13 protein-coding genes are annotated in these 18640 nt (G+C 60.2%); 9 read left to right on the top strand and 4 right to left on the bottom strand.

Annotation, left to right across the window (positions count from 1 at the left end; genetic code table 11):
* The first annotated feature begins 238 nt into the window (after nt 1–238).
* The gene (locus ATY79_RS09490) at nt 239–1831 is read left to right on the top strand and encodes a gamma-glutamyltransferase family protein (RefSeq protein WP_088703658.1); all 1593 of its coding nucleotides are present in this window, start codon (nt 239–241) and stop codon (nt 1829–1831) included.
* Nucleotides 1832–2398: 567 nt separating this feature from the next.
* On the opposite strand, the gene ATY79_RS09480 is transcribed toward ATY79_RS09490, so the two are convergent.
* Nucleotides 2399–3718, bottom strand: coding sequence for an epoxide hydrolase family protein (locus tag ATY79_RS09480; RefSeq protein WP_088703656.1), 1320 nt, complete (start codon nt 3716–3718; stop codon nt 2399–2401).
* A gap of 24 nt (nt 3719–3742) precedes the next feature.
* Nucleotides 3743–4135, bottom strand: coding sequence for a cupin domain-containing protein (locus ATY79_RS09475; RefSeq protein ID WP_088703655.1), 393 nt, complete (start codon nt 4133–4135; stop codon nt 3743–3745).
* A gap of 252 nt (nt 4136–4387) precedes the next feature.
* On the opposite strand from ATY79_RS09475, the gene ATY79_RS09470 reads away from it, so the two are divergent.
* Nucleotides 4388–5329: an alpha/beta hydrolase gene (locus ATY79_RS09470; RefSeq protein ID WP_088703654.1), complete on the top strand. Its 942-nt coding sequence runs from the start codon at nt 4388–4390 to the stop codon at nt 5327–5329.
* A 21-nt stretch (nt 5330–5350) separates the two neighbouring features.
* Here the strand turns inward: ATY79_RS09470 and ATY79_RS09465 are convergent, their stop codons facing one another.
* The gene (locus ATY79_RS09465) at nt 5351–5752 is read right to left on the bottom strand and encodes a MarR family transcriptional regulator (protein ID WP_245312337.1); all 402 of its coding nucleotides are present in this window, start codon (nt 5750–5752) and stop codon (nt 5351–5353) included.
* Nucleotides 5753–6007: 255 nt separating this feature from the next.
* On the opposite strand from ATY79_RS09465, the gene ATY79_RS09460 reads away from it, so the two are divergent.
* The 7 genes from ATY79_RS09460 (at nt 6008) to ATY79_RS09430 (ending at nt 17081) form a co-directional block, all read left to right on the top strand.
* A complete protein-coding gene (locus ATY79_RS09460) occupies nt 6008–6448 on the top strand; it encodes a VOC family protein (protein WP_088703652.1) in 441 nt (146 codons plus the stop codon).
* Between the two features lie 130 nt (nt 6449–6578).
* A complete protein-coding gene (locus tag ATY79_RS09455; protein ID WP_088703651.1) occupies nt 6579–7784 on the top strand; it encodes an NADH:flavin oxidoreductase/NADH oxidase family protein in 1206 nt (401 codons plus the stop codon).
* A 201-nt stretch (nt 7785–7985) separates the two neighbouring features.
* The gene (gene bcsN / locus ATY79_RS09450) at nt 7986–8990 is read left to right on the top strand and encodes a cellulose biosynthesis protein BcsN (RefSeq protein WP_088703650.1); all 1005 of its coding nucleotides are present in this window, start codon (nt 7986–7988) and stop codon (nt 8988–8990) included.
* A gap of 57 nt (nt 8991–9047) precedes the next feature.
* The gene (gene bcsA / locus ATY79_RS09445; RefSeq protein ID WP_088703649.1) at nt 9048–11237 is read left to right on the top strand and encodes a UDP-forming cellulose synthase catalytic subunit; all 2190 of its coding nucleotides are present in this window, start codon (nt 9048–9050) and stop codon (nt 11235–11237) included.
* Nucleotides 11237–13762: a cellulose biosynthesis cyclic di-GMP-binding regulatory protein BcsB gene (locus ATY79_RS09440; RefSeq protein WP_088703648.1), complete on the top strand. Its 2526-nt coding sequence runs from the start codon at nt 11237–11239 to the stop codon at nt 13760–13762. The genes bcsA and ATY79_RS09440 overlap by 1 nt, the downstream gene beginning before the upstream one ends.
* A complete protein-coding gene (locus ATY79_RS09435) occupies nt 13759–14808 on the top strand; it encodes a glycosyl hydrolase family 8 (RefSeq protein ID WP_088703647.1) in 1050 nt (349 codons plus the stop codon). Before ATY79_RS09440 ends, ATY79_RS09435 begins: the two co-directional genes overlap by 4 nt.
* The gene (locus ATY79_RS09430) at nt 14799–17081 is read left to right on the top strand and encodes a cellulose synthase (protein WP_088703646.1); all 2283 of its coding nucleotides are present in this window, start codon (nt 14799–14801) and stop codon (nt 17079–17081) included. Before ATY79_RS09435 ends, ATY79_RS09430 begins: the two co-directional genes overlap by 10 nt.
* Nucleotides 17082–17189: 108 nt before the next feature.
* Here ATY79_RS09430 and ATY79_RS09425 read toward each other — a convergent pair whose 3' ends face one another.
* Nucleotides 17190–18632, bottom strand: a complete 1443-nt coding sequence (locus tag ATY79_RS09425; RefSeq protein WP_088703645.1) for a GntP family permease — start codon at nt 18630–18632, stop codon at nt 17190–17192.
* Nucleotides 18633–18640: the final 8 nt, after the last annotated feature.

Raw genomic sequence — 18640 nt, 5'->3', positions numbered from 1 at the left:
CGTTTACGGTCACTGCAATCCCCATGGTCGTTTTAATCTGGGAGCGGTTGGATCGATATCAGCCAGCTTGCGGCGTGCACCGACAGAACCGAAAAGCTGTTGCAACGATCTGTGGCAAAAGCCTAACTTCAGCCGGGATATTTGCGACGTCACCCGCGATCAGTTGGTGACGGTAATCCGTATCGTGAGCTTAGCGTTCGTGATGCAGAAAAGCTGGCAAAATCTTTCTGGGGGCTCTATGCGCAATTTCGAAGACCCCGGCCGATCGTTGGTCATCGCGCGTCACGGGATGGCGGCAACGTCACATCCCGCCTCGACGCTGACGGCCGTCGAAGTCCTGAAGGCAGGTGGCAACGCGATCGACGCGGCGGTGGCGGCGGTTGCTGTCCAGTCGGTCGTCGAAGCGGGTTCGACCGGTGTCGGTGGGGACTGTTTTGCGATGATCGCGATAGCAGGTTCTACCGACGTTCGGGCCTATAATGGCTCTGGCCGAACGCCTGCCGCACTGAGCCCCGACGGGTTGCGGGCCGAGGGCATGACGCGGCTTCAGCGCTCATCCCCGCATGCCGTCACGGTTCCCGGAGCTGTCGATGCGTGGTGCCGTCTCTTGAGCGACTTCGGGCGAATGTCGATGGCTGAGGTTCTGCAGCCGGCAATCGCGATGTCGCGCGAGGGCTATGCGCTGACGCCCCGTGTCGCCGCCGACATGGCCCTGGAACGCGACCTCCTGGCAGCGGATCCAACCACCCGTGCCACCTTCCTCGTTGGCGGCGCGGCGCCTGCGGCCGGCCATGTTCAACGCCAGCCCCTGCTCGCAGATACGCTGGCTGCGATCGCTTGCGGCGGAAGGGACGCCTTCTATCGTGGCGCCATTGCCGAGGACATGGTGGAGTACCTGGGTGGGCTCGGAGGCCGTCACACCCTCGACGATTTCGCCAGCGCCGCGGGCAACTATGTCACGCCCATCTGCACGACCTATCGCGGTCGCACACTCTACGAGTGCCCGCCAAATGGTCAGGGTGTCGTCGCGCTCCTGATCCTGAACATCCTGTCGCGTTTCTCGCTGTCGAACGATCCCTTCGATGCCGTTAGCTCGCATCTACTCCTCGAGGCAACGCGGCTCGCTTATGCCGCGCGCGACGCCATGGTCGCCGATCCGGCCGTCTCGGACGAGGCCGTTGAGAACATGCTGTCGAGCACGCTCGCCGATCGCCTCGCGCGCCTCATCTCTTTCGATCGAGCGAGCGCGCCATTGCCATCGTTTGATACCATCGAGCACAAGGATACTGTCTATCTGTGTGTCGTGGATCGCGACCGCAACGCGGTCAGCTTCATCAATTCGATCTTCAGTTCCTATGGCAGCGGGCTGATGGCGCCTCGCTCGGGCGTGTTGTTCCACAACCGCGGCCAAGGCTTTTCGCTTGTGTCCGGACACCCCAACGAGATCGGGCCCCGCAAGCGGCCCATGCATACGATCATTCCCGGAATGGTCGCCAAGGACGGCCGCGTCGTCATGCCGTTCGGGGTCATGGGTGGCCACTATCAGGCCATGGGCCATGCCCATCTGCTATCTCGGCTTTACGATTGCGGTCTCGACGTGCAGACCGCCATCGACCTGCCGCGGTTCTTTCCACTGCCTGGAACAATGACGGTGGAGGCCGAAGAGGCCATGCACGCGCGCATCGGCGCCATACTGGAGCAACGTGGTTTCAATATTTGCCCTCCCCGCTTGGCGATCGGCGGCGCGCAGGCCATTGTGATTGATTGGGAGCGCGGCGTCCTGATCGGTGGATCCGATCCCCGCAAGGATGGCATGGCGTTGGGATACTAAGTTAGGTATTGGCCAATATCCCTACGTGTTCGGGTGGCGCGTTGGGCAGGTAGTTCTCTGCCCGATTCAGAGCAACAATGAGTGCGTCCCGAAGGTGCGTTCCCCACCGCGCATGACACTTGCTTCAACGCAACCGTAGATGTTGACTTCGATCGAGACTTTGAAACCGTCAGCCTCTAATTTCGCGATATGAGTATCCGCGGAGGCTCCAATTTCCTCGTCGGTATCATGCAAGATGTCAATGTCATCGGACGTCCGTGGCCAATCCATATCTAAGACGAGGCCGCCAGCAATGTAGCGTGGGTCAACGGATCAGTCGCCCGATCTGCCTTATGGTGGCGCGAGATGCTAACGATCGACAATCAGTTCTGGTGCGGGTGGCTTCCTCCATCTCTTCGCACAACGTTCCGGCCGTCGTATTCGAGGCGTTGCTTTCTCTATTTAACGAGGCGGAGGCGGACGCTTCTTCGCCGGGAGCCGCCGAAATGCACCCCTCGGTGTCGCGGGCCCCGTTTTGAAATTCCCGTGCCGTCCAACATTGAGGCGCATTTAGATTACAATCGACGCTCAAGATCGCATGTTCCGGAATGCCGCCCTGATCTCCTGGCTAAAGAGTAAAGGTTCCTCCCAGGCAGCAAAGTGGCCTCCCTTATCGGCTCGGTGGTAGTAGACCAGCTTCGGATACGCCCTCGATAGCCACTCCTTCGGCGGCTTGTAGACTTCGCCTGGAAAGATCGTCACGCCGACGGGTACCTTGATGGCCGAAAGCTTTGCACCTGAGACCGTGTTCTCCCAATAGATGCGCCCGCTCGATGGTCCGGTGTTGGTCAGCCAGTAGAGCGTGATATTGTCGAGGATCGCGTCTTTCGACAGAGCCTTTTCTGGCTCGCCACGGGTGAAGACCCAGTCGGCAATCTTGTCGTACAGCCAGGCAGCGAGCCCGACTGGCGAATCCGCAATACCGTAACCGACGGTCTCAGGACGGGTGTTCATGATGGCCGCGTAGCCGAAGCCATTGTTCAAGAAGTCTCTTGCCTCGTCAAAAATCTTCTTCTCGTCGGGCGAAAGAGCATCGGGTGCCGGAGCGCCGCTCTTCAACGCCTTTGCAGCATCCGGTGGGAACGTCGTGGCTCGTTCGATGCGATTGACGTGGATGCCGAGGAGTCCCTTCGGAGCCTGCCTGCCAAGGGCATCGGAGATGATTGCTCCCCAGTCACCACCCTGGGACACATAACTGTTGTAGCCGAGGCGCTTCATGAGCACGTCCCATGCGTTTGCGATGCGCTGCGGGTTCCAGCCAGTTGCGCTCGGTTTTTCGGAGAAGCCGAAACCAGGGATGGACGGCAGCACGAGATGGAAGGCGTCCTCGGCCTTGCCTCCGTAAGCTGTCGGATCGGTTAGGGGAGCGACCACGTTGAGGAGTTCGAACACCGAGCCTGGCCAACCGTGGGTCACAATCAGCGGCAACGCGTTCTCATGTCTGGAGCGCACGTGAATGAAATGGATATCAAGCCCGTCGACGTTCGTCAGAAACTGCGGGAATGCGTTCAGCCTGTTCTCGGCGCCCCGCCAGTCATAGTCGGTCTGCCAATATTTGACGAGTTCGCGCAGTTTGGTCGGCTGAACGCCTTGGGACCGGTCGGCGACGGTCTCCCCGTCCGGCCAGCGCGTTGCAGCCAGCCGCCGCCGCAAGTCGTTCAGGGCCGATTCTGGAACCTGTGCCTTGAACGGGCGTATTTCGCCGTTCGTACCTGTTTTAGCCATTCCGGGTTCCGCAGCATTCGCAAACGACGGCAAAATCGCGTTGGACAGCGCGGCAGCCGTTCCCCCAAGCAAGAGAGCACGGCGAGACAGATCGGCAGCAGCGGGTTTTGCGCAAAGGGCCATGACGTTTCCTTCCCTTCTGGTGAATTACTTCACAGGTTCAACGAGCTTCGCATTCCTGGTGACGATGTAAGTCGCCAGCTCCGACGCCCTGCCATCCCCGACGTTTCGGGCGGAATGGGCGACACCATCCGGGATGAACAGGGATTCCCCGGCCTTGAGCGTAACGGCTTGCCTTCCCTCAAGCTTATACTCGAGTGTTCCCTGAAGAACGTAGGCGACCTCCTCACCAGGGTGTCTGTGGTTTACCGCGAATGCGCCTGGATTAAAATCGACGCGCACCTGGACCACCTGCCTGCCGGAAACGCTGATGTCCTCCTTTAGCAAGTCCGTCCGGCGAATTTCACCTGGCTCGGCTTGCGCAGCGTGGAAGGTGAAAACGGTGGCAACCAGTGCGGGAACGACAGATCGTGCGTTCATTGAATTGTTCCTTCGTTGACGAGAGCGGGTGCGATTGCACCGTGTTGGCCATCCAAATCGGACCATTCGGTATCGCGCATGTTTTTCAAGGCGACTAAAATGTAACGCAGCGTCGCCACCCGCGCGTTCAGATACAAAGCAATACAAATTCGTCCGTTGCGACGCCTCGTCCCAAATTGACCAACTGTTGCATATGCATCATATGAGGCCCGTTCGAAATTGGCTTGGCGTTCATCGCCCAGGAGGCTTGAGATGTTGAAACGCTCGATACCGCTCTTTTTCTCAGTCGCGCTAAGCGCCCCTGCTGCCGTCGGGGCCGGAGCAGCTTACGAGAACATCCGCGCCGAGATCGGTTACATAGATGTTGCCCCAGACATCACGCTTCGCCGCATGGTCACCCATAGCCCAAACCCGAAGGGCACCGTTCTCTTTCTGCACGGGTTTCCAGAGACGCTGCTCGTCTGGAAGGATATAGCCGCCGAACTGGCAAAGGACTACGAAGTCCACGCAATCGACTGGCCGGGCTATGGGCTGTCTTCTCGTCCGGAACCCACCAAATTCTCATATTCGCCAAGAGATTACGCAGACGTCTTGGCTGCCTACATCAAGGCTGCCCGCATTAATCGCTCAGAGCTGACAATCTACGCGACGGATATCGGATCGCTTCCCGCCCTTCTGGCTGCCATCAAGGAGCCTGACATAGCCAGAAAGATAGTCGTCGGAGACTTCGCCCCGTTCAACAGGCCGCAATACATGTACGAGAGCCTCCAGAACCTCAAGGGCGAGCCGGCAGCATCGAAAACCCGCATGTACATGAACGAGACGAGCGCCGAGATTCTGGCGAACGTCTATCGTCGCGGCCTTCCGCCCGAAAGACAGTTTGATCTCCCGGCCGACGTCTTGAAGGACATGACGCAGGGATGGGAACAATTCGGCATCACCTCCGCCGATGCGTTTTACCACTACTATTCGTACTTCACCCGTGACCAGGACCACCTCGAGACCCACCTTGGCGAACTCAAGACACCTGTGAAGGTCGTGTGGGGTGAGAACGACCTGTACATCAAAAAGGCCATGGGCGAGGAGTTTGCGCGCCGAGCCGGCGCAACCCTGACTGTTCTGCCCGGTATCGGTCACTATCCGCACCTTCAGACGCCGCAGGACACGGTCGCCGAAATCCGTGCTGCGAATTAGCGCGCACTCACAGGAGCGCTCTCATGCTGGTTCGTCCTCTCTTGGGAGATTTTCGGCGATGTCGATGATTGCTTTTCTACCGTTCTTGCCAACGAGCCGGCTTGCTTTGTGCTGCGCCTCCCGCCAAGCAGGAGTGGCCTCGCTCAGAAGCTTTTCCCCGGCAGCGGAAATGACGACCGGGCGGCTGCGACCGCCCTTTGTCGGAAGCTCTTCGATCCAGCCTTCCTTGAGTAGCGGCGCGAGGCCACGGGTCAGGGTCGTCCGGTCCTGGAAATTTGCGCGGCCGATTTCTGCGCGGCTGGCACCACGAAGTTTTGCAATCACGATGAGCATCGAGAACTGGGACGCGTTCAGACCATGGTTACGCAGTTCCTGGTCATAGATCTTCGTGATCACCCGAGAGATGCGCCTGGCCCTCGTCATCAGGCATCCGGATAAGACTTCGCCAACGAAATCGGACCTGGGATCAATTCGATCCATCGCTTGACCTTCACAACGTTAAAAAGGTCCACGTTAGATAGTGTGTATGCAACATCCAGTCAAATCCTGGGCGTAGCAACCGAAATCTTCAAGGCAAAACGGTGCGGCACGCTCTGCTTGAGAGCGCCGCCTGCGCCTTGAAGCCATCGGCCGTCCGAAAAGGCGGCCATCAAACCATGCGTGAAAGGAAGAACTGCAATGAACAACACTGCCATCAGTCAATCGCCCATCGAAACGCAGAAAGTCCGCGGCTTGCCCAGCCATTCGACGGTCGGCACCAACGACCTGGACGCCGCTTCGGCGTTCTACGACAAACTGCTTTTCGTGTTCGGCATCGGGCGCGTGCTGGTCCAGCCTGGTCGTGCCGTCTACTACGGACACAAGACCCTTGAGTTCGGCGTCATCAAGCCGTTTGACGGACAACCAGCGACTGTGGGCAACGGCGGAATGGTAGCCTTCGAAGCCCGCTCGCGTGCCCAGGTCAATGAGGTCCACGCGGCGGCCCTTGCACTTGGCGGGCGCGACGAAGGTGCTCCCGGTCCGCGAGGCGAAAATGGAGGAGACCCCTACTGCGCCTATTTCCGCGATCCGGAGGGCAACAAGTTTCTGGTCTACCGTACGGGTCCAGACGAAATTTGATGCTGAAGCCCTGGGAGGCGTGACGGGTTTACGCCTCCTCAGCTGCGCCGCGCAATCTGTCAGCAGCGCACCGCTGGCGTTGCCCTGCCCCCGTTTGGATCGATAAAAAAACAATGCCGGAGTACATGTCGTGGAATCTCTAAAGCCAACTCGTGGACCTCTGTTCGAGCCGCTTCAGCTGCCTTGTGGTGTGACGCTGCATAATCGCATTGCAAAATCAGCGATGTCGGATTCCCTCGGAGACGGAACCGGCCATCCCACGGCTGCGCAGATGAGGCTATATCAACGCTGGGCCGAAGGCGGGTTGGCGATATCGATCATCGGCGAGGTGCAGCTTACCTCCCGTTACGCCGAGAACCCCGGCAACCTCGTGCTGAACGAAGCGTCGGACCTTGAGCGGTTTCGAACACTTGCTCGCCACGGCAGTCAAAACGACACCAGGCTCTGGCTGCAGCTCGGCCACGCCGGAGCCCTTGCCTACGCACCAACCAGCAACCCCAGGGGTCCGAGTGCTTTCGACCTGCCGGGACTGCGTTGTGCGCAAATGCCATCACAGGAACTACGTCAACTGTCCTGTCAATTTGCGACGACCGCCCAACTGGCTGAGAAGGCCGGGTTTGGCGGTGTGCAAATTCACGCAGCACATGGATTTCTGCTGAGCCAGTTTCTTTCGCCACTGTTCAACAAGCGCACGGACGGGTACGGTGGCGCAATCGCCAACCGCATGCGGCTGTTGCTGGAAGCCATCGAAGCGATCCGCGCCGCGGTCGGACCGACTTTCCCGATTGCCGTGAAGCTCAATTCTTCGGACGAACTCCAAGGAGGCCTCGACGAGGAAGACGCACTCAAGGTGGTCGCGGCACTGGACCAATCTTCGATCGACCTCATCGATATCAGCGGCGGCACCTATTTTCCAGGAGCGAAATCCGCCTCCGACAGGTCTGGACGCGGGCCCTATTTTCTGGAATTCGCAAAACGCGCACGCGCGATGACGACAAAGCCTCTCATGTTGACCGGTGGCTTCAAGACGCGCGAACAGGCCGAAGACGCTGTGGCAAGCGGTGCAGTCGATATTGTCGGTCTCGCTCGTGCGCTCGTCCTGGAGCCTTTCCTGCCAAATCTCTGGAAAGAAAATCAGAAACCCGAGCCGACCTTCCCAAGGTTTTCTAATGCCCCCGAGGGCGGAATTACTGCGTGGTACACAATGCGGCTGGCGGAGATCGGCGCGGACAAGGATACACCCGTTTTCGGCGACCTCGAGCAGGCAATCCAGGACTACGCAGCCCGCGACCAATCCCGAACGAAAGTCTGGTCGGCTCATTTCGCAGGCAGATGAAACCGCGTGGCCAAGCCCTGAACCTAAACTTATCTGATTATCTTGCCTCTCGCGCCTACCCTTTCTTTGCGAGAGCAATCGCGATACCGCGCATTAACTTTGGGTTAACCATAATCGTCGTTTACCATGAGGTAGCGGCCTTGGGGGCCGTTGATTCGGAAATCCGGCGTGAAATCTGCGCATGGATGTGGGGAAAGACGATTGCGGCGACCCGAAGCGTTCAGTCTACTGAGGCCGTCATGCCTGGCACTGATTGGCGCGCTGCTCATCGGATGCCAGTCGTCGGGAAACGTCCGGCCCCTGAACACCGCGCAAACCGTTCCGGCTGAGACAGCGCTTGCCCTGCCTCCGCCAGGTGGCCCCTCGATCGTCAGCGTCGTCGAACACAAGCGCGGCAACGGCACCGAGCAAATGATCTCGCTCTACACGTCGTCTTCGGTACCCGGGCAGAATTTTCTCAAGGTGCAGTTCCTTGGGGCATCGGGCGCCAATCCCGGCACCGGCAGCGCGCCATACAGCATGATCAGCGAGAACGGGATAATCCGCGAGGCGTTTGGTGCGGTTCCCGGCGTACAGATGACGCGCTCCACCACCTATCTGCAAAACAGCTATGGACCCTTCAGCTATGCCGCGGGCCAGAGCGGTTCGGGCGATACCTGTATTTATGGTTGGCAACAGATCCGCTCGAGCCGATCGGCACATACACAGGCGCGCAACTTCGGTATGATCCAGGTGCGGTTGCGCCTTTGTGATGAACGGGCAACCGAAAGACAGCTGCTTGCAATCATGTACGGCTACACGCTCGTTGGGACGCTCGACGGAGAAATCTGGAATCCGTTTGGATCCGCGCTGGGCACGGATCCAACGCTTGGACGACCTGGAAATCCCATTTATCCGGATGAAAATGGTTACAGAAGCACGCCGATGGCCTTCGGCTACGAACCTGCCCGGCCGGAAATCCAATCTCGTGTCGTTCGTCCACGCAGCCTTCAGCCGAAGGCCGAGGAGGCGCCCGTGCAATTGCCGCCGCCGACAGGTCCTCGCGTACCACTGCCGGACGGCGCCAACGGCCTGACGCAGCCAGACATGTCAGCAGTGCCGTTAAACGGACAGACACGAGCGGGAACCGCGACCGCGAGTGGCCCAACGGTGCCATTGCCAGAGTGTATAGGGGATTCGGCCATGACGGCCGCGTGCCGGAGATAGACGAAAAGAGGCTGACGTGTTCCCAAGCACCCAGCCTGACTTGTCAAAGGGATATTGATGCATAAAGCCCGAAGCACCATAACCTGGGCCATCGTTTCTCTGTGCGTGATCGTTCTGATCACGCTGCCAGTGAACCTGCAGACGCAGCTGATTGCGAGCATCGTCGTCGTCGCCATCATGGCGATCATCAAAGGGCTGAAGGCGGAAGGCACCTGGCGGCTGATAGCGCTTGCCTTCGGCACGTCCATCGTCCTTCGCTACGTCTACTGGCGCACGACGAACACGCTGCCGCCAATCAATCAACCGGAGAATTTCATCCCCGGCCTGCTTCTCTATCTCGCGGAAATGTACAGTGTCGCAATGCTGGCACTCAGCCTGTTCATCGTCGCCACACCCTTGCCTCCGCGCCCTTCGCGCGCAAGCAGGGAAGAGCGCTTCCCCCACGTCGACGTGTTCGTTCCCTCCTACAATGAGGACGCGCACCTCCTCGCCAACACGCTGGCTGCAGCAAAGGCCATGGATTATCCGGCCGAGAGGCTGCATGTCTGGCTGCTTGACGATGGCGGCACCTTGCAGAAGCGCAATTCCAACAAGCTTCTCGAAGCCCAGGCGGCAGTCGCACGCCACGACGAATTGAAGAAGCTTTGCGAGGACCTTGATGTGCGCTACCTCACGCGCGACCGCAACGAGCACGCCAAAGCCGGTAATCTCAACAACGGCATGAAATATTCGAGCGGCGAGCTGATTGCCGTATTCGACGCCGACCATGCGCCTGCGCGCGACTTCCTGCTCGAAACCGTCGGCTACTTCGACGACGATCCAAAGCTGTTCCTTGTTCAGACACCGCATTTCTTCATCAACCCGGATCCGCTGGAACGCAATCTCAAGACCTTCGAGAGGATGCCGAGCGAAAACGAGATGTTTTACGGCATCATCCAGCGCGGTCTTGACAAATGGAACGCAGCCTTCTTTTGCGGTTCAGCCGCTGTCCTCAGCCGCAGGGCGCTGGAATCCCAGGGCGGCTTCAGCGGCATCAGCATCACCGAGGACTGCGAAACCGCCCTTGCCCTTCACGGTGACGGATGGAACAGTATCTACGTCGACAAGCCGCTGATCGCCGGGCTGCAGCCGGCGACCTTTGCGAGCTTCATCGGCCAGCGCAGCCGCTGGGCGCAGGGAATGATGCAGATATTGCGCTTCCGCTTCCCCTTGCTTAAGCGTGGCCTGACGCTGCCGCAACGCCTTTGCTACATGTCGTCGACACTCTTCTGGCTCTTCCCCTTCCCGCGCACCATCTTCCTGTTTGCGCCGCTTTTCTATCTCTTCTTCGATCTTGAAATCTTCACCGCATCGGGTGGCGAATTTCTTGCCTATACGCTGGCCTATATGCTCGTGAACCTGATGATGCAGAACTATCTCTACGGATCGTTCCGCTGGCCGTGGATTTCGGAACTTTACGAATATGTTCAGACAGTTCACCTGCTGCCTGCAGTGGTTTCGGTCATGCTCAATCCACGCAAGCCAACATTCAAGGTGACAGCAAAGGACGAGTCGATCACGCTCAGCCGCCTTTCGGAGATCAGCCGGCCATTCTTCGTCATCTTTGCAGTCCAGCTCATTGCTCTGGCGGTGACCATTTATCGCATCTACGCAGAGCCCTATAAGGCCGATGTGACCTTGGTCGTCGGCGGCTGGAACGTCGTCAACCTGATCATGGCCGGCTGCGCCCTCGGTGTCGTATCCGAACGTGGCGAGCGGGCCGCGTCCCGCCGTGTCCGTGTAAACCGCCGCTGCGAATTCGGCGTTAATGGCAAGTGGTACACCGCCTCCATCGAGGATGTGTCGGTCCACGGCGCAAGGCTGCATGTGTTCAACAAGCATTTGGATGCGATGGTGATCGGCACCGATGCAGAGATACGCTTCCAGCCTCACAGCGGCGCAAGCATCGAAACGCTGCCGCTGATCGTCCGCAACGTCCAGCCTTCCGGTGAGATACTTGCCGTCGGCTGCCAATATGTGCCGAAGAATGCCCTCGACCATCGCCTGATTGCCGACCTGATGTTTGCAAACTCCGATCAGTGGACGCAATTCCAGCAAGCGCGCCGTCACAATCCCGGTCTTGTTCGCGGCACGATCTGGTTCCTTGGCCTCGCGCTCTATCAGACAAGCCGCGGGCTCGTGTATCTTTTCCGCAGCATGCGACCCGAACGCGAGCGCCAGCACCAGGTCGTGAAGGCAGGCAACTGATGAAGACGATCATATCGATCTCGGCGTTTCTGCTCGCTGCTTGCGCGGTCGCCTATGCGCAAACAGCGCCTTTCGACATGTCGGGCGAGCGTGAGCAGGGTAGCGCGCCCATGGTGCCGAGACTGATATTGCCGGCAACGCCCGCCCCGGCAACAATCCCGCAAACCTCCGTGCCGACAGCGGCGTCGCCTCCACCGGCCGACAAGGCGCCAACGCCACCCCCTCCCTTTTCCATGGCACCGGCCTCGCCGTCAGCGCCGGCCGAAGTGCCTTTGGCGCCAGCGCAAACAGAACCTGTGCGCAAGAAGGCGCCGGCACCGGCAAATCCGTTGCCGGTGGCAGTACCACCCGCCAGGCCATCGCTTCGGCAGATGGCGGCCGGCGGATTCCAGAGATATGTTCTTCCCTTCGCCAAGTTCGGTCTGGATGGCGAATATGATCGCAGGTCATGGTCGATTTATCTCACGCCGGAGCAAGCTGGCGCGCCGGCGAAATTCAACTTCTCCTACCAAAATGCAGTGGTCGTTGCTCCGGAGGCATCACAGCTGACGGTTCTTTTGAACAATCGGATCGTCGGTCAACAGTCGATTGCCTCATCGGATGCGCCATCGAACGTCACATTCGACGTGCCTCCGGGCCTGTTGCAGCCTGGCGCAAATCTTCTGACATTCGAAGCCACGCAACGCCACCGAACCGACTGCACCATTCAATCGACCTATGAGCTGTGGACCGACATCGACCCGGCAAAAACCTACCTGACCTTTGGCGGGCAAGAGGCGGCGCGGTTCTCCAGTACAGACGCGATCCGCGCGATCGGCGTGGACGAAACCGGCAGGACGCAGATCAATTTCGTCGTACCGGCCCTTGAGCAGCCAGGCACCACGAAGCCTCTTTTGCGGCTTGCCCAGGGCCTTGCGGTTTTGAGCGGCATGCCGAACGAAAGTTTTTCATTCATCACCGACACCTTGCCGCCAACCGGTGCCGGTCGCATGACCGTCGTGGTTGGGACGCCGGCCGAACTTCAGTCCGTCATTGCCCTGCCGCCGGCCGCACAAGCGGCGCCCTTCGCCTCCTTCGTGACAGACCCGAAATCGGGGGCACCCGTTCTTTTGATCAGTGGCCCGTCCTGGCCTGCAATCGCCTCCGCGATCGATACCATCGTTTCGCCAACGGATCGTCCCGCGACAGCCATTCGCGATACACTGGTAACCCAGCGTTGGAGCGCCCCGGATGCGCCGCTCGTTCTGTCTGAGACAAACCTGACATTTGCGCAACTGGGCGTGAAGACGACGGAGTTTTCAGGACGGCGCTTCCGCACCAGTTTCAATATCGCGGTTCCGTCCGATTTCTACGCGAATGCCTATGGCGAGGCCACCGTGCTACTGGACGCGGCCTTCACGCAAAGCGTCCTGCCCGGCAGCCACATCGACATCTATGTCAACGGCAACATCGCTTCGACGGTCCCGATTTCGTCGACAGGTGGTGGCATCTTCCGGCACCTGCCTATTCGGGTGACCATGCGGCATTTCAAGCCGGGCCTGAACACGCTGTCGCTCGAGGCCATTTTGATGACGAAGGAGGACGAAGTCTGCGTCCCCGGCACGACCGCCGGCGCCGCACCGCGTTTTGCACTCTTCGATACCAGCGAAGTTCACATTCCCGATTTTGCCCGGATCGGACAGCGGCCAAACCTCGCTGGACTGTCGGGCACCGGTTATCCGTATAATCGCGCCACACAGCCAGTACCACTTTTTATCGATCGGATTGATAGCGACACGCTGTCGGCGACCGCCACGCTGCTTGGACAAATGGCGATCGTTGCCGGCCGCCCGATCGACGTCGAGCCGGCTGCAACACCCGGTGCCATCGGCGAGCGCGATGCGATTTTCATAGGATCGATCTCGCAAATGCCGCCAGCGGTGCTGTCGCAGCTGAATATTGCGACGACGAGCCAGGCCTCCTGGCGGCCTCAGGTCGCCGCTCAATCCAACCAGGCTGAACCCTCCGTGACCTTTGACGATTGGCGCTCGAAGGTGAGCGGCGGTGTGTGGCGCGGACAGATCACATCCTTCCAGGAGTGGCTTCGCCGCAACTTCGACATTTCTCTGAGCTCCCTGCAGTTCGTGCCCGGGTCGCAAGACGTTTTTACGCCCGGCAATGCCGACAGCTTCTTGATCGCTCAGGGCAAAAGCCTGGCAGGGGGGTCGTCCTGGACCGTCGTTACAGCGCCCTCGGCCAGCGACCTGCGCGAAGGTGCCGAGGCCGTCACCACCCAGGTCAACTGGCCACAAATCGCTGGCCATATCACCACCTACTCCAGCAAGACCGGAAAGATCGAAAGCATCCCCGTCGGTCGCTTTGATTTTGTAAGCTCTCAGCCCTGGTCCCTCTCGAACTACCGGCTGATTGCTGCAAACTGGCTGTCGACGAACATTTTGTCCTACGCCTTCCTTCTCGTCGTCCTGTCGCTTCTGATCGGCGTGACCACGGCAAGCATGCTTTCCAGATTGGGTAGGCGCGAATGACGAGGCTGCTGAAACTGATCTGCGCGGCAAGCTTTGCGGTTGCTTTCTGCCTCCAGTCTGCGCAGGCGCAAGGTCCGGGGATCAGCCCGCAGGCTTGGAGCGCCTATAAGGCGAAGTTCCTGGATGCGAGCGGCCGCATCGTCGATGACGCCAATGGCAATATCAGCCACAGCGAGGGCCAGGGATATGGTCTGTTGCTTGCCTACCTGGCCAACAGCCCCGCCGACTTCGAGCAGATCTGGTACTTCACGCGCACCGAGCTGTTATTGCGCGACGATGGCCTGGCAGCCTGGAAATGGGACCCCGCTGTCAAGCCGCATGTTACCGATACCAACAACGCCTCCGATGGCGATCTCCTGATCGCCTACGCATTGGCGCTGGCCGGATCTGCCTGGAGCAAGAGCGACTACATCGAGGCAGCCGCGAAGATGGCGCAGGCGCTTCTTTCGCACGTCGTGGTCAGCTCAGGCGGACGAACATTGCTGTTGCCTGGTGTCAGCGGTTTTGATTCCACTGACCGCAAGGACGGCCCGGTCATCAATCCGTCCTACTGGGTCTACGAAGCGTTCCCGATCATGGCGCTGCTCGCACCATCCAACGCCTGGCAAAAGCTGTCGGACGACGGCCTGTCTTTGTTGCGGGTGATGCAGTTCGGACCACGCAGGCTGCCAGGCGACTGGGTCAGCCTCAATCGCATGCCGGAACCGGCGGAAGGGTTCGATGCGGATTTCGGATACAACAGCCTGCGCATCCCGCTTTATCTCGTTCGCGCGGGCATTTCGGACAGGCAATTGCTGGCAAGATTACGCAAGGGAATGACGACGCAGGACGGCACCCCGGCGACGATTGACCTTTCGTCCGGCAAGCCGAAAGCACTGCTGCCGGACCCGGGTTATCGAATTATTAACGATGTCGTGGCCTGTGTGGCGGACGGAACGAAGCTGCCCGAGTCGTCGCGGCAGTTTGAACCATCGCTCTACTATCCATCGACCCTTCATCTTCTTGGGTTGGCATTTGTCGGGGAGAAGCATCCAGAGTGTCTGTAAGATCCTCATCCGTTGCAATTGTTGTCGCGGTGGCGGTCGCCGGTCTGGTGACCGCTCTGAAGGATCGTCCAGCACTTCGCGATATGCTCGGTTTCCATTGGGTAAGCGAGCCCGCGCCTCAATTCATGCTCATGGGTCGTGTCACGGGGCCGGAAGACAGTCCAAAGCCGCACGTCGATGTACAGGCGATCGCGGATCGGTTGCAGGCCGCAACCTTGGTTGCGCCGCTGCCTCAGGACGGCGAGGAAGCCGAAAACCAGGTCACGGTTGCTCAAGCCGGCCAACAGCAGCCGAACGTTCAACCAGCAAGTCCCGCCCAGCCAAAGGTCGACGAGAGTGCGTTGCGCTATTTCGCGAGCCGCGGCGACACGGCACGACTGCAGGCCGAGATCGCGCGTCTTCGGGCACTCTACCCGAACTGGGTGCCACCGGCTGATCCTCTTGCCATCCCGCAGGGCGGCGACAAGCAGCTTGAGCAAATGTGGCAGCTGTATTCGGAGGGACGCTATGCGGAACTGCGAAAGGCGATTGCTGATCGGCAGGCGTCCGAGGCGCAATGGCAGCCGCCGCCCGATCTGCTTGACCGGCTGGACGTTGCCGAGGCCCGAGCGCGCCTCGTCAATGCGTCCGACCTGAAGCAGTACGCAACAGTCATCCAGATCGGCGCCAACACGCCGAGCCTTCTGACATGCAGCGACATCGACGTGCTGTGGCGGGTCGCCGAAGCCTTCGCAAAGACAGACCGCGCGCCTCGCGCCCAGGATGCCTATGTCTACATCCTGAAGAATTGCACAAATCCACAGGAGCGGTTGGCGACCATTCAGAAGGCATCCGCACTGCTGTCCTACGCAACCATGCAGGATCTCCTTGGCCTCGAGCGTGCCGATGGCAATGGCGGTCGCGAATTTGACAGCATCCGCAATGACCTTGCCCGCCGCTTCGTCGCCGCTGGCAACGACGACCCCAATCTTGCTGTTGCGCCCACTTACCTTTCAATTGTCCAACGGCTTGCTGAAACCGAGGGGCTTGCCTCCGACAGCCTGCTGCTTGGCTGGTATCAGCTTCGCCGGGAAAACTACGCGGATGCCGAAAAATGGTTCCGGGCGGCGCGCGAGAAGGAAGACACGGCCCTTGCCTCACAGGGACTGGCGCTGGCGCTCATCGCCGGCAAGAAGCCTCAGGAGGCGGAGGATGTGATCTACAAGTGGCGCGGCGCCTCCAAGGATGCGACCGCGACCTATCTTGCCGCGACCGCAAACCTGATGGCCCTGCAGCCACCTGCCAACCTCAGCGAAGAGGTGCTTTCGCGTGTTGCCACGGAGGTCATTGCGCGGAAATATGTGCCGACGGCACAGCAATTCGGCTGGTTTGCCCGCACTCTCAACCAACCGCAGACGGCAGCACGCTGGTTCGAAACCGCGTTACGCTGGAAGCCGGATGACGAGCCGTCCGCTTACGGGCTGGCGATCACGCGTCAGCAATTGCGCGATCGGGCGGGCGTGGCCGAGATCCAGCGCCTGTGGGCAGGCCGGTCTGAGCGCATCGCGCAACTAGGGGAGACCACCAGCAGGACGACCACGATGCCTCCCCTGCCGGCTGCGGGGCAGACGTTGGCGCCAGAGGCGGCACCCCCCACGGTCGTGCGTGCACCGACGGAACCGCCTGAGAGAGAAAGCCCACCGGCGCGCGTCGAGGCCTTGCGCCAGCCTGTGATGCAAACTGTAACCGTTCGCCGCGGCGCGCGGCAGCTGCGCGGCTGCACCACCACGGTCAATGCCGAATTGCTTGATCCGGAAACGGCATTGTCGCGCGGCTGGTGCCTGATGGACATCAATCGGCCAATGGAAGCCGCGAAGGCCTTCGAGGCAGCGCTGGCGGCTCCAAACCGCAAGACGCGCGAAGATGCGGCCTATGGCCAGAGCCTCGCCTACCTCAGGGCTGGTCTGTCCAACAATGCCGCAGTCGCCGCCACAAAGGCGCCGCAGACACAACAGCGGGCCGCAGAACTGCAGGTCGCGATCCTGGCCGACCGGGCACTCGCGGCCTTCGATGCGAAACGTTATCGCGAGGCGTTGATATATCTCGATCAGCGGGCGCAGCTCCGCCAGGAGCCGATCGATCTCTTGGTTCTTCGAGGATATGCCTACCTGAATATGAAGATGTACGGCGATGCGGAGCGGATATTCACAGCTGCGGCTGCGACCGGCAGCAAGGATGCGAACCGGGGCCTCGCCGACCTGAAGGCATCGACACATCCCGATACCGTCGACTGATGATGCGGGAACCGCCGGTGCGCTTCATGCGCAATCATCGGGTGCGGTGAGCATGCTGCCAGCTCGCTCTTATCTTGACCGAAACGAGGCGCGCCAAATGTACGCCCGTCAAAATGAGCCGAACATCGAACCCAGCACCGTGACCACGACGAGCGCGATGATGACATTGACGATGACAGTCATCACCATGTCACCATAGCTTTCGCGATGCGTGAGCTTGCTGATCTGCAGCAGAAGCAGCACGGTGCCGTTGTGAGGGAGGGCGTCCAGAGTTCCCGCGCTGATCGTTGTCAGGCGGTGCATCAGCTCCGGATTGATCCCGTGCTCGCTCGCAAGGGTCATGAAGTTGTCGCCGAGCGCATTAAGCGCGATCGCCATTCCGCCCGAAGCCGTGCCGGTGAGCCCTGCAAGCACATTCATGGCAACGATGATCGAAACCAGTGGCCCTCCGGGGACTTCCAGCACGGCGTCGCGAACCGCTGCAAATGCGGGCAGTGCGCCAATGACGGCCCCGAAGCCCACGAGACTGGCGATCATCAGGATCGGCACGGCAGACGAATTGGCGCCGGCATCAAGGGTTTCGCGCAGGGCCGGCAGTCGTCGGAAATTGGCGACAATGACGGTCAGAATAGCTGCAGCAAGCGCAAGGACGACGGACCATATGCCGGCCACTGCTCCGATCGTGGTCCGGCCCCATGCCTCCTCGGCGAGGAAACCAAAGTCCAGGCGCGGAAGGACGACCAGCGCCATCAGGAAATTCACGAGGATGACCACTACGAGCGGCAAAAAAGCAACGAAGAAAGGCGGCAAGCTGGCACTGCGCTTGCCATGATCGATTTCCGCCGGGTCGAAATCGCCGGCCATTGCCGCCTGCTCGCGGGTCCTGTCGTCGAGGGCAAAGGCGGTTTTTTCGCCGACGTAACCCTCGCCGGCCTTGCGTGCTGCGGCTTCGGCTCGAGAAAGCCACCACATGCCCAAAGCGAAGATTATGATCGACGCGATGATACCCAAACCAGGTGCGGCGAAGGTCGTCGTGCCGAAATACGGCATCGGAATGGCGTTGTTGACCGAAGGCGTTCCCGGCATCACCGACATGGTGAAGGTAAATGCGCCGAGACCGATGGTGGCCGGCATCAGCCGGCGCGGGATGTTGGCCGCCCGGAACATCTCGTCCGCCATGGGCACCAGCACGAAGAAGGCGACGAAGACGCTGACGCCGCCATAGGTGACCAGGGCCGAGGCCAGTACGACCGAGAGCATTGTGCGCTTCGTTCCGAGCCGCTCGGTGAAGAACCGCGCGATCGATATGATCGAACCGCTGTCGTCCATCAGCTTGCCGAACAGGCCACCGAGCAGGAACATGGGAAACCATTGTGCGACGAAGCGCGTAGCGCCTCCCATGAACGTCTGCGTCCAGCTGGCAAGGAGTGGTTCGCCGGAGATTGCGGCCGCCACCAGTGCAGCCACCGGGGCCACGATCAACACGCTCCACCCACGATAGGCCAGCCATATCAAAAGGGCGAGCGCGAGCAATATCCCAAACAATCCCATGCTTCAGC

This window comes from Rhizobium sp. R693, assembly GCF_002211315.1.
GTDB lineage: Bacteria > Pseudomonadota > Alphaproteobacteria > Rhizobiales > Rhizobiaceae > Rhizobium.
This window is presented reverse-complemented; position numbering and strand designations above follow the sequence as displayed.

What these genes read in the sequence shown, in the direction of transcription:
- ATY79_RS09490 (WP_088703658.1), top strand. Translation starts at nt 239, where the DNA reads ATGCGCAATTTCGAAGACCCCGGCCGATCGTTGGTCATCGCGCGTCAC.
- ATY79_RS09480 (WP_088703656.1), bottom strand. Translation starts at nt 3,718, where the DNA reads ATGGCCCTTTGCGCAAAACCCGCTGCTGCCGATCTGTCTCGCCGTGCT.
- ATY79_RS09475 (WP_088703655.1), bottom strand. Translation starts at nt 4,135, where the DNA reads ATGAACGCACGATCTGTCGTTCCCGCACTGGTTGCCACCGTTTTCACC.
- ATY79_RS09470 (WP_088703654.1), top strand. Translation starts at nt 4,388, where the DNA reads ATGTTGAAACGCTCGATACCGCTCTTTTTCTCAGTCGCGCTAAGCGCC.
- ATY79_RS09465 (WP_245312337.1), bottom strand. Translation starts at nt 5,752, where the DNA reads ATGACGAGGGCCAGGCGCATCTCTCGGGTGATCACGAAGATCTATGAC.
- ATY79_RS09460 (WP_088703652.1), top strand. Translation starts at nt 6,008, where the DNA reads ATGAACAACACTGCCATCAGTCAATCGCCCATCGAAACGCAGAAAGTC.
- bcsA (WP_088703649.1), top strand. Translation starts at nt 9,048, where the DNA reads ATGCATAAAGCCCGAAGCACCATAACCTGGGCCATCGTTTCTCTGTGC.
- ATY79_RS09440 (WP_088703648.1), top strand. Translation starts at nt 11,237, where the DNA reads ATGAAGACGATCATATCGATCTCGGCGTTTCTGCTCGCTGCTTGCGCG.
- ATY79_RS09435 (WP_088703647.1), top strand. Translation starts at nt 13,759, where the DNA reads ATGACGAGGCTGCTGAAACTGATCTGCGCGGCAAGCTTTGCGGTTGCT.
- ATY79_RS09425 (WP_088703645.1), bottom strand. Translation starts at nt 18,632, where the DNA reads ATGGGATTGTTTGGGATATTGCTCGCGCTCGCCCTTTTGATATGGCTG.